This window comes from Desulfosporosinus acidiphilus SJ4 (assembly GCF_000255115.2).
Classification (GTDB): domain Bacteria; phylum Bacillota; class Desulfitobacteriia; order Desulfitobacteriales; family Desulfitobacteriaceae; genus Desulfosporosinus; species Desulfosporosinus acidiphilus.
The window spans coordinates 3,565,543-3,579,785 of sequence record NC_018068.1; the positions used below are offsets into that span (position 1 = coordinate 3,565,543).

Consider the following 14,243-nt stretch of genomic DNA (forward strand, 5'->3'; position numbering starts at 1 on the left):
AAATCGTCAAATATTGGCCCGAAAAATTTTACAAATATCTTCAAGTATGAATTATGCAAATTCAAGGATGCTAAAAAGATTGTAAACTCTCCTCTCGTTCTGCCTCTCCATACCCTCTCGGTCTCATAACTCTTCATCCTCTGCCTACATGCCTGCAACCGTAATTTCATGGCCTCTCTTCAAGGTGTACGTTTCCTCAAAATCATGGCCATATTCTAGATGGAATATAATTTGGTTCGTTCCTTAACCACGATTTTCTGGACTATCTTCCTATATGAATCATCATCAAATTCAATAAAGTTGCTCCCAAGAGCTTCAATAATCCCCTCAAGTTCCAGAGTTCTTGCCAGTCTAGTGGCTCGCTCATTGATTTCGGCCATCCAATCAGATCGTCCGGTTTGAAGTTGGGTTAAGGTTTTGACCAGTTCTTCGTGTTCAGATTTCACTAGATTGTGGTCAGCATAACCTTTTTCTTCTATTTAAAAAAGCGCCCGTTCCTGTTTGATGAGTTTCTCAATTTCCTCATCCAACTTCGCGATGCGCTCATTATCTAACTCTGTTTCGTATTCACTTCACACCACCTTCAACACCAGCATCTTGCGCTCACTTTCCCATCACGCGCTACAACTATTTATTTCCTCTATACCTATATTATGTAAAATATAACAGGCGCAATGTTTCATGAACGTAGGTTGAAAACATTGTGCCTGTTTTTTATCTAATTCCGAAAATTCCAAAACCACACAACCCGCATGAATAGCGGATTCTTAATCTGTGAGTCTTCCAAACTTACCACGCACTCAACGTGGGTTGATGTGTCTTCATCACAATATCCCATCTTTCAAAGAACTACCGCTCGGTTACAATAATTATCCACTGAAGACTTAGCTGCACAAATAGAATTCCTTACAAACCAGCAGGTAGTGGTCCAGTCGGCACCTCCATATTGTTATGCTATCCCCCAGATAGGACAGTGAAATAAAAAGCACTGTTCAGTCATCAACGCTCCTTAGGCCAGGATTGATGTATCTTATATCTCATCTGAATCAATTATACCACTGTACCTAGGCAGAATGTTGTTCAGCGTCTTCCGCTTTTACCTATATAGGTAAAAACCCAGAGCATGTTAACACGCCCTGGATTATATTCCCCGCAAAGCCATGTCTTAAAAGCATTAGAAAAGTTATGGATATAATTTAAACTCAAACATTTAATCCTAATTAACTTTGTTGTATTTAACAGCAATCTTTAGTGAGTTGGACGCTAAGAAAAGTTTATTAAAATATGGTATTTGGAGATCTCTTTCATCTTTTAAACTTAAAACATTCTTAAACCATTCCAGCCCTATTTCATACTGGTAACCGGACAAAGCTTACCACCACCAGCCAAGGAAATTGTTTTACCGCCTAACCAACTATTAGCACTAGCGCTTGAATCATAATATATGGTGTTACCATTACTGACAATGTTAGCTAGAGACGTATCATCATCCGTCAAACTCGAAAGATAAGAAGTCCCTGTAACTTGCCAAGTACTTGTTTTATCAAGGTCAACCGTTATGGATTTGGCAGTATTGCCTGTATTTATGGCACCTTTTAAGATTGTGCAATTCTTGAAGTTTAATTTAGCTGAGCTAATGTTATCGAGTACAATATTTCCTGCAAGGTTTTCACTATCAGCATTTAGGGTTACAGTTGCACCATTTGAACCCTTTGTACCCCATTGGTCGGCACCGGCTTTTAAAAGAGTTCCTGAAGCAGCATTTATGACTGCACCTTTCAAATTAATGATTGCATCTGTATTGGTTGAATAGAACATTGGGCCTTCATTCGCTGTAATAGATCCGCCATTCATCGTGAAATTGCCCGTACCAGTTTCAGCATCACCAGAAAAACTTTGATATATAAAAACACCCCAATTCTTGGCAGAGCTAATTGTACAATTCATAACTGCTGCAGAGTTTTTGCCTTCAATAACCACGGCTTCTGACGCAGCGGTTTTAATGGCGGCATCGGAAACCGTGATGTTGCCAGTAGAATAAATGCCGGGTGACTTTGTTCCGGTTGTGGTAACTGTACCACCTGCAGCATTTATCGTTCCACCACCCCTATCCGTTGCAATGGCAGCAGAAGCACCATTACCTGCAGTACTGATATCAACATTCTTAAGATTCAATACTCCGCCTAAAGTTGCGTCCACACCATGTGCCCCTGTAGCGGTGCAATTAATTTTTACATCAGTTAGGTCAGCTGTCGAACCCGTACCAGTTGCAAAGACACCGTTAGCACCTGACCCGCTGGTCGTAATTGTTGTATTGGAAATTGTTGTTTTACTGCCCGATTCAGCTAGAACTGCGGCGTTAAGGCCGTAAAAACTGCTGCTGTCCATCGAAGAACTGTTGCCGGTTGTCGATATTTTTGAATCTGTCAGAGTATATGAACCTTTGTTAGTAATCTTTACGGCTGACTCATTAGCCTTCGCTGCAGTAATTGTCTGATTGGTCTTAGTTGCAGAATTTCCACTCTGGGTATATGTTGCAGTTCCTGTGACAGCGGCAGTATTTCCTGCTCCGCCTGGCTGCCCGCCTGGGCCGCTTGGTCCATTGTTTCCAGAAGATGCTGAAGTTGACGTTGAGACTGAAGCTATGGCGCTGTTTGAGCTTTTCGCACTTCCACAACCATTTAAAAAAAGTAGTGAAGATGTAATTAACATGCATACCGGAATAATAAATTTTCTTTTCATTTTCCATTGGCCTCCTTGAAACTTATGTTTAACACCCTATCAATTATTTAATAACCCTATTAGTATTATCCATGATTATACTGAATCTATAATGAACATTAACTGAAAGTATCCTGAAAATAGTAACGTTAAAAGGACTAAGCTATCCAATTAGATAGCTCAGTCCTTTTAATACATTAAAAGCATGGAACAATCTGACGATTTAAGTATCTGTTTCTAAAAACTCAAGAGCTAGTTTGTCAAATTCTCTGCTATTACTTAACAAAGCTGGATGTGAACCAGTTGGGTAGAAAAGCAATTTCGAACTTCTCAACTTATTGGAAAATGTTTTCAGACGAAATTCTATATCCCTAATCAATTCATCTTGAAGACTTCCGGTTATTAATACTGGCACGGTTATTTCTGATAAATCACCGCAATAGTATCCCTTTCTGGATAAACTAGACTGTTCGATCATTTTAGTATCAGCATCTACTACTTTCTTCCACCTAAGGCCGTGCATCAGAAACCAAAATAGTATTGAACGTAAATTTCCCTTCGCTTCTTCACGCTGGTCTCTCAGAGTAGCAACATCTTCACTATTTAGAGAATCGCCTCCAAAGCTATCTGCAATGATTTTGCCAACAAGCAATGGTTCTAATAAAGCCATGTTTAAGGCGACAATGGCTCCCCCACTCGTTCCGATTAGGTTTACTTTATTAAAGTTTAACGTTTGACATAACTTAATGGCAACCCTAGCATTATAACGCCAATAATCCACTGGAAACTCCTGCAACATTTCAGATTTGCCATGCCCAGGATAATCTATTAAAACAACCCGGAATCGTTCGGCTTAGAATTTAACTTTTGGTGTAAACATCTTTGAAGAAGCAGTATTACCATGTAAGAACAACAAAGGTGTGTTACCCTTCCCAACTAGTTTGTAATTTAGGGATTACTGAACAGTCCCCATATTTTTAGTTTCTAGGCAACAAACAAAATCTCCCAACTCGAAAAAAGGCGTTTCCCAAAAAAGGTACAAAAGATCCCGGAGGCGCTTCCCCAGGTTCATGATGATGAACTGTAAGCCAATGACCGTCTCACTCGTTTCTTTGAGACGTACCATTATTCGACCTAGTCCATAACGACGTTTTCCTTCACCGAATTTCGCCTCGACTGCATTTCTTAGGCCTGCCTCTTGTTTCTCTAGCCGCCTTTGTTCTAAATGCTCTTTTTTATCCTTCGAGGGTCGACCTAGTTTGGGCCCGTTAAGCCGAATGCCATGTAACTTGCAGTACTGCAGGTTGTCTCGGTTCCGATATATTTTATCGGCAATCACGGATTCAGGATAGTTTCCATGGCGCTCCTTATAGGTTTCTACCGAATCAATCAGGGTGGTGCCCTCATTAAAGGCTTCCCAACTCAACTTCTCGATCCAAGCAAATCCGTTGACGATACTTATGGCAACTTTCGCTCCAAATTCTGTGGCTGCTGTTTTTTTACCCCTCACAATCGGGCGAACATGCGGTTGGCTAATGCTCACGATACGCTCTTCTATAGTGTGGACTCGTTTGTCATACATGGTTTTTTGCTGTTCAAAGAGTGTTTGTATGGTTTCTAAGTCTTTTTGCTGCCGTTTACTGAGTCCTTCTGGGTACTTGGCTGATAGTTTCAAGACGATCTGAAGGTCTCTTGTAACGAAGCTCAGCTGTTTCCGAATGGCCTTGCGGATTTCACGACTTCTGGGTTTCCGATTCTTTTCTAACTTCAGATAGAGTTTACGTGCCTTTTGTCGATAGGTTCTTGGCTTGAGCTCTTTCCCTATTTGATTCTCATGCAAGGTGTCCACCATGGCCTCTAACTTTTCCCGTGCGTCATTTAGTAGAGAAAAATCCGTGGGATATTTCACATCGGCCGGGGTGCATGTGGCATCCAAAATGAGTTTTCCGTGGTTTTGTTGGGGTGGTTGCTCACTGCTTGCTTGATCTTCACGACGATTGTCGTCTGTACAACCTGAACTTGGTGGGGGAGTGTTTTGATCTTTATGATCTTCAGTTTCCGTCTTTGTTTCTCCCTTACATAAGGCTTCGTTCAGTTCAGCAATTACCTTAGCGTCGAGGCGTTTCCGAAAATGGACCATACTCGATGAATCGAACGGTGGAGTGGTTTGAAATTCCTCCAGCCCGATGAAGTATTGCAAATAGGGGTTTTCCATGATTTGTTGGACGGTTTCTTCGTCGGAAAATCCACACTTTTCTTTGATGATGAGGGCACCCAATGCGACACGAACTGGTTTCGCAACATTTCCAGTATGCTTTGGGAAATGAGAAGCATATCGCTCTTCAACAACGTTCCAGGGAATCAAATCGGCCATCTTGACCCAACGGTTATTCGCATCAAGTTTGCCGCCTGCAAAAAATCTGAAGTCTTCGAGTAAGCTAATTTGACCTGTAGGTTTTCGGTACATTTTCGTCCCCCATCTGCAAGGTTTTTCGACCATATTCATCCTTTATCTTGCTTTATTATACCACGAAAATGGCCTTAGTTCCTACTCCCATGCAGGTTTCGAGGTTATTCAGTAATCCCTAATTTAGCCTTATAATATGCGGGTCAGTGAAATTGCTATAGAATAGAAATCATCGAAACAGGGAATACGCTTTTTTCTTTGACCATCATACTGACTGGCATTTTCATCAAATTTAACCTGGAACCGCCATTCCTTTGGCTCTTGCTTGTCTTCTCCATTGATGCAGGGTAGCCTCCGATAATCCTGTTTCTCAAGCAATAGCACTTACCGCTTGATTTTGTGGTGGCATCATCTTCATCATGAGTGAATACTTAAATTCCTCACTATACTTTGCCATTATTATCCTCCTCCGAGTGCCGTTAACTCACTATACTTCTCTCGGAGGTCTATGACAACTATTCTGACACAAGGGGGGGGGGCAACGGTAGTATAACCAAGAAATTGATGCCAAGCAGAAATAAATTTGCGAAAGATTATTGACAGTACCTGAGTCACGAAGGCCATTAGTTTTTGACGGTCATATTTTTTTGTTTTTACCATCTTTCTTGCATAAGAGAAAAGCATCCAGATTTTAGTCTGAATGCACCTATTATACTTCTTATATTAAATTTCGATATTCTCTTCTAGCATCCACGATGGCATATATAATAACTAACTCAGCCTCTTCGTTTATCTTATAAAACACAAGAGGTCCTTCGACAATTATTACTCTATACCCTTGCTTTTTTAAAATCGAATATCTAGGAATACTTCCCGACTCTGGAAACTCCTGAAGACGATTGATTGCCGTTTCAATCTTATCCAAATAGCCTAGTGCAATATCAACATTACCTGAATCATCTGCAATATAAAAAACGAGTTCACGGAGCTGTTCCTCTGCTTTATCCGTTCGTAAGATTTTATACTTCATCCATTCTACCTTTCCAGTAAAGATGCACGAAGATCATCAAACGAATCCTGAATTGCTGCTACCCTTCCATGTTTCACATCGTCTTCCGCTTCCGCAAGTGTTCTGAGTAATTCCAGTTCGGATTTCATCTGATAGTAATCCTGCAATCCAAGAACTGCTGTATCTCCTCGTCCATTTACCGTAATAATTACTGCATCCCTTGATTCTCTGCACTGCCTAGAAATTTCACTATAATGATTCCTTAAATCTGCTGACGGTCTGATTGCTGCTTCCATGATATCACCGCTTTTCGATATATATATAGTCATATCATATCGTAAAATGACTATTCTTTCAATCAATTATTCTTGCCGTATATTATGATGATATATTCTTATTCTATTTCATTTCTTCTTCAGTAGTACAACTGTCCCTGTATGCTGCGTTCATGGAAACAGATTTTCCTTGAAAACTTACAATAAAGTTACGCCAACGAGAAAGTTGGTGCTCTCTCTTTTGTGCTTTTCCGATAAGGTACGGGAAAGAATACCTGTTTAGCGTCTTTTCTCCTCTAGATGACCTCCGAGGACGAGAGCTGGATCTCCATTACGTTATGTATCATATCCCTCATCATTGCGTACCAAGCTCCCCAATGCAGCAATGTAGCCATCAATTATCTGGTAAATACGAACCTCAGGCTCTTCACCTATAAATTGATGGCGGTTACGCTGATCTTACCCAACATGCTTGGGAAATTTTATAATAAAAGAGGTTCCATTTTTTCCCGTCTCAAAATCGAACGAAGCATTATGTCGTTGCGCAATGCTTTGAGAAATTGCCAAACCAAGACCTGTACCAGTATCTTTTGTCGTGAAAAAGGGAGTCCCCACTCTTTTCTGGATTTCAAGAGGTATTCCTGGTCCATCATCTCGAATTACCAGAACAACTTTTGCAGGTTCTTGCAGCGTACTGATGGTTACACTCCCCCCAGTATGAGTAGCTTCCAGTCCATTCCGAACAATGTTCAAGATAAGTTGTTTTATTTCATTTGTATCAAGCAGTATATTCTCAGTTTCATTCAAATTTAGACGCACCTCTTTATTGTTGTTAAAAGCATCCGCCTGCATTAGAGGATATAAATTGTAAACAATATCATTAATATTTTGGTACTTTGCATGTTCGACGTTAACCTTTGCTAACGACAAGAAGTCCGTAATAATGAGGTTTGCGCGATCAATTTCACTAATCATCAACTCCAAAACCTCACTCTGTTCTTTAAAATTTGGTTTTGTACTCAGTAATTGAAGAAACCCTCTTACCGAAGTTAGTGGATTTCGAATTTCATGGCCGATTCCTGCCGCCAATTGGCCGATTAAGTTAACTCTTTGTAAACGGTTTAACTCATTTTGTTGCTCTTTGATACTGGTAACATTTTGAAAGAAGATGGTTAATCCGTCTTCGAATGGATATGCATGATATTCATAGTATTGATGAAGTTGTCCAAAGCCTACGTCCTCCCAATGAAGAGATTTCCTCTCTATCATTGCCTGTTTAATTTTAAGCTCTGTTTTTGTAGCTGCTATTCTAGGACAAGCCTCCCATAAATTTAATCCTAAAATGTTTTCATTATCAAATAGTTCTTTGGCAACCCTGTTTATATAAGTACACTGCCAATTATTATCAAACGTCAAAAATCCATCTGTTACCCCTTCTAATATTCTTTCTATTCTTAATCTCTCAAATTCCAATTCTGAGTTCATTTGATTAAGATTTTCTGTATAATAAGATAATTGATTCATCAAGGGTTTCAGTTCCGGAAGTTTTTGGATAATTCCTTCATTTTCAGTAGATGCTTCATGTCTCTGGATTATCATCTCGGTGAATTCTTCCAAATAAAATTGTATCTCGTTAAAATATCGGCGAACTAAATTCACGATTAAGGCAGATACTAAAAGCAATGCAATAATTGTAAGTGTTAAAATCTGAAAGGGCTCGAAAAGGACATTTGTGGCTTTAAGATATAACCAGGCATAACCGTTCAATGTACCATTAATATAGACAGGTTTTTTAGTAAATATTGCCCCATTCTCGCCCCATGAAGTATTCGTATGATGATCTAAAACCATTTCTTTTAATGAGGCATACTTAGTATTATTTAAAGGAAAATTGGTGTCCAAATCAATATCATAGTAACCGGAAAGATCTTTGTTGTCACTTTTTAGCAGAGGACTTAATATTGTATCTATCTCATTAATTTTTGCCTGTTTACTTTCATCGGCCTTTCTTTTAATCCTATTTATCAAAAGAGCATTTTTATTAAGATCTTGTTCAATAGACGATTCCCTCATCCAGGACTGGTTTTCGAGTTTTAATTCTACATTATTCCAAAATAGATTCTCTGTAGATATGGCAAATATTATCATGAAAATAAATAAAATCACTGTTATTTTAGTTAAGGTTTTCTGAATTACAGATTGTTTATTTAACATCGTTTTTATATTTTTTAACATCTTTAGGCTCCTTAGATAAGGGTAAGGATTACAACTTAAAGCTGGGTCATAAACCCAGCTTTAAATTGTAATCCTTGTATAATATACTATTGCAACTTATAAATTGGACTTACTTTTGTAAGGATTTTGGAGCTGTGGGTTGGTAACCAAGCCATCCACAAGCAAAAACTGAGGTTACGTTAGCCAACAAAAGAAGACCCGCTGCTATGAATGTAAATATTACTCGCTTCATAGTTCCACCTCCTTTCTGTTAAAAATCGGGAACAAGGTTATACATTGATAAGTGATCCCTAAAAGTGAACTCACTTTTAGAAGGTTTAACTGGGTAAAATTTAAAACTACCATAACTACCAAGACAAAGATAATCGACAGAATTTTAAGCGTTCTTCGTAGTTTTTTTGAACGGATGGGTTTTCCGGGACTATCGACGGGAGCCAATATTCCAACGGTAATTAAACAAAATAAAATGAACGGTAATCCAAATTTTACCTGCACTAATTCAAACCTAATGGCTTGTTCTGAAATGAAGCCAATAAAGGTATAAATAATCGCTCCAGACATCAAACATTTGAACGGAGTATTGAAGTGAGCCCCCCCTGATAATCTCCTTAGAGATCCGCCGAAGAAGGTTGCAATTAAAGCAGGAATCATTACATGGAAAATGTAGCTAGTTAGAACGACTAAAAGCGTTCCAGTGATAGATAGAATAAACGTCTCGACAGCGTAAGACAATATTTCTTTTTTTTCATTATCCAACTTCGTCTCCATAACAATGGTGTCTGAAATCTGGTTACTGAGATCAGAAAGATTCATGTTTTCCTATAAAACCTCTTTTTCTGTATTTTTCCAAGAGAAAGGCGGTTAAAAACAATAGAATCACTTGAGGTTCAAATATTAAAATTCGGGGAATTAAATTCGTCATTAGAGTATCTGGATCAATATTAAATATTTTTATTAGCGTTGAGACACAAACTAATTCATAACCAATAAGTATCAAAAAGCCTAGCGTACTTCCTAAAAAGGAAATTGCAATGTCTCCTTTAGCCCAAAAGACTAAGAATAAAAATAATAAAATAATTAAAATGATAGTATGTAAACCAAAAGGGACAGGAAGCTTCCTTACTAAATAGGCTGCTATTGCTAAACAAGTTCCAATAGTAACTATTTTAGGCCATTTCATTTTGGCATTCGCAATAGTAAAAGCTAACACTGTAAGAGCAATTTGCTCCGGGATTCCTTGAAATATCAAGCTGATAAAAGGCATTGAGTTCAATTTTAATCCCCCTGAATTTTCAAACTACTTATATTTTAATAATAGTTCTATAAATATGACAATATTCCTGCTAATAATTTTGTGAATTTACTATAATATTCAATAACTATTACCCGCTTACGAACGATTCTCCAGTTCTTCCCCGCTTTCGACTTCGGATTCCAACGCAGCGTATCCAATGAACAGATGCTAAGGTTGTCCGATATGACTTGGGTGAGCAAGCGTTCAACATTTGTTTCCTGGGACCACCCGGTATTGGGAATTATGCATTTGGCTATATCCTTAGAGGTACAGGCTTTAAACCTAGGTTAGGTTTGCTTATAGTTCAAAGACCATCGATATCTTTATTTCTTTCAAATCTTACTAGAACCCTGAATAACATCAACATCTTTACGTTTATACGATTTATACATCAAAGTATAGAGTAGACCAGAACAAAAAATTATTATTGCTCCTAAATCACCTACATGTTGAGGACCAACCCTACTCGTTAACAACCCAACGAGCACCATGGATATTCCAAGAAGGGTTGCTTTCAGGGTTTCGGATACAGAAAAAACTCTTCCCTGTATCACATTTGGCGTTAAGGAAGCGATAATCGTCAGTTCAATAGCATTACTTAACGCACTTGCATAGCCTACGCCTATGAGCCCAAGCATCGCTCCACTAAGGTTCGGACTATTGACAAAAAAGATCTGAAACAATGCATCAAGGACTAAGGTTAAGCCCACAGTTGCTTGCATTCGTTTATAGTTTCCTTTAAACAAACGCTCTGTTGTAAAACTACCCACTATGGTTCCGACCCCCAACGAAGCATACAGAAGCCCTAACCCCTTGCTCCCTCCACCAAATACCTGATCCACCATGACAGAAATTAAAACATTGATGGCCCCCCCTCCGATCGCCCCACCCATGAAGAGATAAACAACGAATGCAACAGGTTTATTCCGAGTAATTCCGTATACACCGATTTTAAAGGATGCCCAATAACTGACGATTAGCTTCGTAACATCAACATTTGCATTTTTACTCTTAGCGATAGGCATAACGGAATCCCTATATTGAGCAAATTCACTACGAGCGCCTTTTACAAGAAAGAAAGCTGAAAAGATAAAGGAGAACGCATTGAACACAAAGGCAATCGAAACGCCAAACTCCGCAATAGTAATTCCAGCCAAGCTAAATCCCAAAATCATGGCAATGCCATTAAGCCCAGTCGTAATAGAACTGGCAATGCCGATATTTTCTTTCTTAACTATGCTCGAAAGATATGCCGAGCGGGCAGGACCATAAAAAGCTGAAAAGAATACGAGAGTTGTGCTTAATACATAGACAAGCCATATATCTTCCATACGCAAAACAAATAAAAAACCGAGGGCCAAAACGGAGCGAATAAGGTCACAAGCAATCATCACCTGTGTCCTACGCAATCGGTCACTTAGAACCCCCCCGATCGGACCCGCGATGAGGTATGGAATCACGCGCATCGCCAAGGTCACTCCCACAGCAAGAGAAGAATGAGTTAGAGTTAGAACTAACGTTATGACAGCAATACTATTAAACCAATCTCCCAATGAACTGACAAACGCCGCGTAAATTATGCGTCGGAATAATATATTGTCACGGATAAAACCCACTTTTCCCCACAATGTCTTAATCCTCTCTTTTCCATAGTTCTGGAGGATTCATTTCATAGATCCCATTGTCTCGGTACATATATCGGTAGATAATGAACTCGCGCCGAATGGTTGCGTAATCAGGATAAAAGTTTTTAATGTGCTCGTTAATCTCTTTTTCCGAATACTTTCGCCCTACCACTAATCCTTCTAACATCCGTTCCAAAACAAATCGTTTTTTCTTATGCTGAACAGGAATTTGTTTCAGTTTACCATCAGGTGTAAAGAAATTCCTGAGAACGCCATCACGTTCCTTTTCCAGACTATCTAAAATGCTTGCCTCCCATTCAATTTTCATGAGCCTATTGTTTGCTGGTTCAAGGATGACATTTATCGTTGCCTGAGCATCCTGTTGTAATGTCATTTCCTCCAAAGAAAAATAAATCGTGTTCTTCTCTCGTCTAGTTTTCACAAGACCTGCATCGCGAAGTCTTGCCATGTGGTGAGTAATCGTCGAAGGGGTTATTCCAAGGCGTTCAGCAAGGGCCTGACCATGGTGAGGCTCCTTCGCCAAAATTGCCAGAATACGAATACGTGTAGGGTCAGATAATGCCTTGTGAAAATTAATAATTCGATTTAGTTGCAATGGTTTATCACTCCCTTTTCTACAATCCCCGACAACACCCTATTTATAAGAATTACCAAAAAGGATTTGACAAGTATCTAATTAGATTGTAATCCAATTAGTATTGTTGTCAAGTTTCTGCCACTGTATTCCCACTCCTGTCCATTTTTGTCTATGCTCAGTGAAACATCATCACTCATCGATTTCAGCTATCGTCAATTACCATTATCTTAGCCTCAAACTCAAACCTACTCTAATGCTAGTTCCGGCAATTGGCGGCGTTACATCGCTGCAGACATTACTCCCCCAAACGGGGACAGCTATGACAAAATTATGGCGATCACCTACAGCCCGATCGAAGTCCAGTAATGGTAAGCGATGGCAGGAGGTTACTTCACGACGCCAACATATCCACCACTTACAAAATTAAGACCTCACGGTTGACCATGCACATGCTTATTTTGCACTTACAAATATCTTTTCTCTAATTAAAGAAGCTTCCTTATGGGCAACAAGTTGTTCATGCCCATAAGGAAGCTCTTTTCTATCAATGCAGAGTTAAAGAAGTTCTATCCTTCCCTTTCCAGTAAATCATTGCCATATTATTTCGGATCAATCCTCTTCATCTCTTCCATCAGCTTTTGAATCGCCTTTTTTTCAATCCTTGACACATAAGACCGTGAAATCTCAAGAACTTTAGCGATCTCACGCTGGGTCCGCTTAGGGCTGTTCATAAGCCCATAGCGCAATTGAAGCACCATCTTTTCTCTCTTGGTAAGCTTTTTAACGAGCTCCAATAACGCTTTCTGCTCCGAAGCATTTTCAACCCTGATAGAAATATCCTCTTCATTGGAACCTAAAACATCAATGAGAGAAATCTCATTCCCTTCTTTATCCATGCCAATGGGATCGTAAATAGATACCTCACCCCGGGATTTCTTCAAGGATCTCAGATGCATCAAGATCTCATTTTCAATGCACCGGGCCGCATAGGTGGCCAGCTTAGTCCCCTTCCCGGGATCAAAGGTGTTAATGCCTTTAATTAAACCAATCGTTCCGATGGAGATCAGATCATCCCCATCCTCTCCCGTTCCGTCAAATTTTTTGACAAGATGAGCCACTAAGCGCAAATTGTGCTCAACCAAAGTATTACGCGCGTCCTCCACTTCAGGAGTTAGAGTAAACGGCTGGGCAGATTTGCTCTTGCTCAAAATTGCTAGATACCGAGCTTCTTCATGTTCACTTAAAGGCTGGGGAAAAGCATTGTTATTGATATAGGAAACTAGCAGGGATACTCCCTTAAGCGCAGATAAGGCAATTGTAACCAACAAAAATTCAGCGAACACCCTCTCACCCCTTTCGAGCCATGTTCATAACTATGCTCGAAAAAGGAGAATTGTGCTTTTCCACTGAATAATAAACTCTTTTAACAGATAAAACCTCTTAGGGGCTAAACATCTTTTCCGGAGAATCCACACCGATTGGGGAATTCATAAAGGTTGGTTTATCGCCGCCGGAAACGTTGGAATTTCCATTAAGGGCACTGGCCGTCAGTTTCAAATCCGCCCGCATATTTCCTTGCGAACCGGAGAGATTCACACTTTTAACTGCAAGACGCTGTCCCGCTCCAAATTGCAAATCATGAATCATTGCCAGTAAATCCGCTGTTTTGCCCAAGCAGCTTAAGCTTATTCCCATCTCTTGATAGGCACCTTTGTTTTGGGCTTGATCGAAGGTAATTGACTGAGGATTTACTCCGTGTTGTTTGGCTAAGGTATAAAGGGCAACGATTATTTGCGGCTTATCCAGTCGATTAGGAAGTTTAGCTTTTAATTGCATGACTTCCTTCTCTAAGGTTTCAATGTTTTTTTGCAACCCGGTACTATCAGTTTTGTGCAATAATAATTCCTGATACTTATTTTGCAATGATTTTAGGCGTAAACTATCACTTTTAATGACCTCCCACTGGGGCAGAAATAGAAATTTTATGTACGAATAACAGAGGCCGAACATTATGATCACTAAAAGTATAATGGCTTGCAGCTTTTCCTTTTTCATCCTTTCTGCTCCTTGACCCCTCCA

The 14,243-nt window shown here is 39.5% G+C and carries 14 protein-coding genes and 2 pseudogenes; 1 reads left to right on the forward strand and 15 read right to left on the reverse strand.

Features of this window, described 5'->3' with window-relative positions; all coding sequences use genetic code 11:
* Positions 1-215: 215 nt before the first annotated feature.
* The 11 genes and pseudogenes from DESACI_RS16285 to DESACI_RS16335 form a co-directional block, all read right to left on the reverse strand.
* Positions 216-446 (reverse strand): hypothetical protein, encoded by a 231-nt coding sequence (locus DESACI_RS16285; RefSeq protein ID WP_014828297.1) that lies wholly within the window; start codon positions 444-446, stop codon positions 216-218.
* A gap of 898 nt (positions 447-1,344) precedes the next feature.
* Positions 1,345-2,742 carry a hypothetical protein gene (locus DESACI_RS16290; RefSeq protein WP_014828298.1) on the reverse strand — a complete coding sequence of 466 codons (1,398 nt, stop codon included), beginning with the start codon at positions 2,740-2,742 and terminating at the stop codon, positions 1,345-1,347.
* 202 nt (positions 2,743-2,944) lie between these two features.
* Positions 2,945-3,562: pseudogene (locus tag DESACI_RS16295) on the reverse strand (alpha/beta fold hydrolase); the annotation flags it as partial.
* 114 nt (positions 3,563-3,676) lie between these two features.
* Positions 3,677-5,188: an IS5 family transposase gene (locus DESACI_RS16300; RefSeq protein WP_049804021.1), complete on the reverse strand. Its 1,512-nt coding sequence runs from the start codon at positions 5,186-5,188 to the stop codon at positions 3,677-3,679.
* A 129-nt stretch (positions 5,189-5,317) separates the two neighbouring features.
* Entirely contained in the window at positions 5,318-5,506 is a 189-nt protein-coding gene (locus tag DESACI_RS24990; RefSeq protein WP_049804073.1) for a hypothetical protein, read from the reverse strand.
* 340 nt (positions 5,507-5,846) lie between these two features.
* Positions 5,847-6,158 carry a type II toxin-antitoxin system RelE/ParE family toxin gene (locus tag DESACI_RS16315; RefSeq protein ID WP_014828299.1) on the reverse strand — a complete coding sequence of 104 codons (312 nt, stop codon included), beginning with the start codon at positions 6,156-6,158 and terminating at the stop codon, positions 5,847-5,849.
* Positions 6,159-6,163: 5 nt separating this feature from the next.
* Entirely contained in the window at positions 6,164-6,433 is a 270-nt protein-coding gene (locus tag DESACI_RS16320) for a type II toxin-antitoxin system prevent-host-death family antitoxin (RefSeq protein ID WP_041276115.1), read from the reverse strand.
* A gap of 438 nt (positions 6,434-6,871) precedes the next feature.
* Positions 6,872-8,647: a two-component system sensor histidine kinase NtrB gene (locus DESACI_RS16325; RefSeq protein WP_014828301.1), complete on the reverse strand. Its 1,776-nt coding sequence runs from the start codon at positions 8,645-8,647 to the stop codon at positions 6,872-6,874.
* 109 nt (positions 8,648-8,756) lie between these two features.
* The gene (locus DESACI_RS23780; RefSeq protein ID WP_014828302.1) at positions 8,757-8,879 is read right to left on the reverse strand and encodes a cyclic lactone autoinducer peptide; all 123 of its coding nucleotides are present in this window, start codon (positions 8,877-8,879) and stop codon (positions 8,757-8,759) included.
* A complete protein-coding gene (locus DESACI_RS16330) occupies positions 8,876-9,460 on the reverse strand; it encodes an accessory gene regulator ArgB-like protein (RefSeq protein ID WP_014828303.1) in 585 nt (194 codons plus the stop codon). Before DESACI_RS16330 ends, DESACI_RS23780 begins: the two co-directional genes overlap by 4 nt.
* Positions 9,447-9,911 (reverse strand): hypothetical protein, encoded by a 465-nt coding sequence (locus DESACI_RS16335; protein WP_427846752.1) that lies wholly within the window; start codon positions 9,909-9,911, stop codon positions 9,447-9,449. The genes DESACI_RS16330 and DESACI_RS16335 overlap by 14 nt, the downstream gene beginning before the upstream one ends.
* 153 nt (positions 9,912-10,064) lie before the next feature.
* Here DESACI_RS16335 and DESACI_RS25825 point away from each other — a divergent pair.
* Positions 10,065-10,229, forward strand: a pseudogene (locus DESACI_RS25825) (ATP-binding protein); the annotation flags it as partial.
* A 44-nt stretch (positions 10,230-10,273) separates the two neighbouring features.
* Here DESACI_RS25825 and DESACI_RS16340 read toward each other — a convergent pair.
* The 4 genes from DESACI_RS16340 to pilO form a co-directional block, all read right to left on the reverse strand.
* The gene (locus DESACI_RS16340) at positions 10,274-11,557 is read right to left on the reverse strand and encodes an MFS transporter (protein WP_242833076.1); all 1,284 of its coding nucleotides are present in this window, start codon (positions 11,555-11,557) and stop codon (positions 10,274-10,276) included.
* A 16-nt stretch (positions 11,558-11,573) separates the two neighbouring features.
* Positions 11,574-12,182, reverse strand: coding sequence for a DUF2087 domain-containing protein (locus DESACI_RS16345; protein ID WP_014828306.1), 609 nt, complete (start codon positions 12,180-12,182; stop codon positions 11,574-11,576).
* Positions 12,183-12,763: 581 nt separating this feature from the next.
* Entirely contained in the window at positions 12,764-13,507 is a 744-nt protein-coding gene (gene sigK, locus DESACI_RS16350) for an RNA polymerase sporulation sigma factor SigK (RefSeq protein ID WP_014828307.1), read from the reverse strand.
* A 97-nt stretch (positions 13,508-13,604) separates the two neighbouring features.
* Positions 13,605-14,219, reverse strand: coding sequence for a type 4a pilus biogenesis protein PilO (gene pilO / locus DESACI_RS16355; protein ID WP_014828308.1), 615 nt, complete (start codon positions 14,217-14,219; stop codon positions 13,605-13,607).
* Positions 14,220-14,243: the final 24 nt, after the last annotated feature.

Excerpts from the sequence above, each read along its gene's own strand:
- DESACI_RS16335 (WP_427846752.1), bottom strand. The coding sequence starts at position 9,911 with ATGCCTTTTATCAGCTTGATATTTCAAGGAATCCCGGAGCAAATTGCT.
- DESACI_RS16290 (WP_014828298.1), bottom strand. The coding sequence starts at position 2,742 with ATGAAAAGAAAATTTATTATTCCGGTATGCATGTTAATTACATCTTCA.
- DESACI_RS16315 (WP_014828299.1), bottom strand. The coding sequence starts at position 6,158 with ATGAAGTATAAAATCTTACGAACGGATAAAGCAGAGGAACAGCTCCGT.
- pilO (WP_014828308.1), bottom strand. The coding sequence starts at position 14,219 with ATGAAAAAGGAAAAGCTGCAAGCCATTATACTTTTAGTGATCATAATG.
- DESACI_RS23780 (WP_014828302.1), bottom strand. The coding sequence starts at position 8,879 with ATGAAGCGAGTAATATTTACATTCATAGCAGCGGGTCTTCTTTTGTTG.
- DESACI_RS16330 (WP_014828303.1), bottom strand. The coding sequence starts at position 9,460 with ATGAATCTTTCTGATCTCAGTAACCAGATTTCAGACACCATTGTTATG.
- DESACI_RS16325 (WP_014828301.1), bottom strand. The coding sequence starts at position 8,647 with ATGTTAAAAAATATAAAAACGATGTTAAATAAACAATCTGTAATTCAG.
- DESACI_RS16300 (WP_049804021.1), bottom strand. The coding sequence starts at position 5,188 with ATGTACCGAAAACCTACAGGTCAAATTAGCTTACTCGAAGACTTCAGA.
- DESACI_RS16320 (WP_041276115.1), bottom strand. The coding sequence starts at position 6,433 with ATGGAAGCAGCAATCAGACCGTCAGCAGATTTAAGGAATCATTATAGT.